2 protein-coding genes are annotated in these 1,483 nt (G+C 44.1%); both read left to right on the top strand.

The window, feature by feature from the left end:
* The coding region (locus F6K49_RS48350; RefSeq protein WP_293109789.1) for a vitamin B12 dependent-methionine synthase activation domain-containing protein at window positions 1–368 on the top strand (368 nt) is incomplete at its 5' end.
* A 289-nt stretch (window positions 369–657) separates the two neighbouring features.
* On the top strand, window positions 658–1,161 hold the full coding sequence (locus F6K49_RS48345) for a hypothetical protein (protein WP_293109787.1): 504 nt from the start codon (window positions 658–660) through the stop codon (window positions 1,159–1,161).
* The last annotated feature ends 322 nt before the right edge of the window (window positions 1,162–1,483 follow it).

Genomic DNA, 1,483 nt, shown 5'->3' with positions numbered 1-1,483 from the left:
CCACAGAGTACGCTAAGAAATTATTTGATGGTGATCAATATACCGATTATTTGTATTACCACGGATTGGCGGTACAAATGGCTGAAGCCTTGGCGGAGTGGAGTCATGCTCGGATTCGTCGGGAGTTAGGGTTCGCAGATCGAGAACCCGATAGCATTCGGGATGTGTTGGCTCAGCGCTATCAGGGTTCACGGTATAGTTTTGGCTATCCCGCTTGTCCAAATCTCCAGGATCAGTACAAGCAGTTGGATTTGTTGGAATGCGATCGCATTAAGTTATACATGGATGAGAGTGAGCAGTTGTATCCAGAGCAATCTACGACAGCAATTGTAGCTTATCACCCAATCGCTAGATATTTTACTGCTTGATTGGTTAGGTTTTTGATAGTGGAGTAAGCTAGCAAGATTTCAGTTCATTAACACTGGAATCTTGCACCCTTGTTATTAATCTTAGGGTGGGCAGTGTTTATCAAGGTGCAAAGCCCAGCTTGGTGAAGCTGTATCAAGCATTGCCCACCCTACATAAACTGGTAACAGACTCGGAAAAATTTCCACCGATTTAATATTTACTCTTTATAATATATAATTATAAATTAGGCAAAACTAAAAAACGAAAAAGTCATCGAACGTCGATGATCATAACCTTTGGTAACGTGGGATGAGTGGTCAAGATAAAAGTCATAGGATACAGATAATTGTCGCTGTAATTGGCCTGGTTGGTGTACTGGGGGCAGCTGTGATCGCGAATTGGGATAAATTGTTTCCTAAGGTGATTACCAACTTTAAAGAGTTTGGCCCAGAAAAAGTAAGTTGTAATGGCAGTGGCCAAGTATGCAGTAACCGCTTCGCAATAGATGTAACAACGCGCGGTGTCTTAAAAGTTAAGTATGTCGTCCCCCCTACTCATTGCAGCCCAATTAAAATCCATTTCTACCTTGACGGTGAGCCTGTTCGTTCTACAGGTACCCTTGGGTGGAAGGGCGGATCTGGCCAGTTCAGCAGCCTTCCCTTGACCTCAGGTAAAATTGATCTCGGCCCTGTTTCCTCAGGAAATCATTCCATTAGTTTAGAGGCAGAAGGGGAAGCTGCAGGTTGTAATCGTGGACAGCTAAATTCTTGGTTAGGGAATTTACAGGTCTGGACATCAGTTTTGGATAAGTAGTTCCGTAGGGTGCGTTAGGGGAGCCCTGATTTTATCGGTAGCCAGAGTTGGGACAGTCCGCCCCGTAACGCACCACTGTCGCGTCAAATAATAAAAATGAGATCCACCCGAAAGTGCTAACCCTTTAATGTTTTGTGTGGGTTGATTGCCTATTGCTACTAGCGGCAATCCAGTTTTGGGACGAAGATCATTCTGAGAGGATATCTGAAAAGTTTTTTTATACTGAATTTTGCCCCCCTAGCCCCCCAACTTTGGGGGGAATAAGAGTCAATTTGCTTCTAAAAGTCCCCCAAAATTGGGGGATTTAGGGGGCTTGGATGTA

The organism is Moorena sp. SIO3I6 (assembly GCF_010672095.1).
The sequence above is the reverse complement of the archived record's forward strand: the minus strand, read 5'-3'. Positions and strand labels throughout refer to the sequence as shown.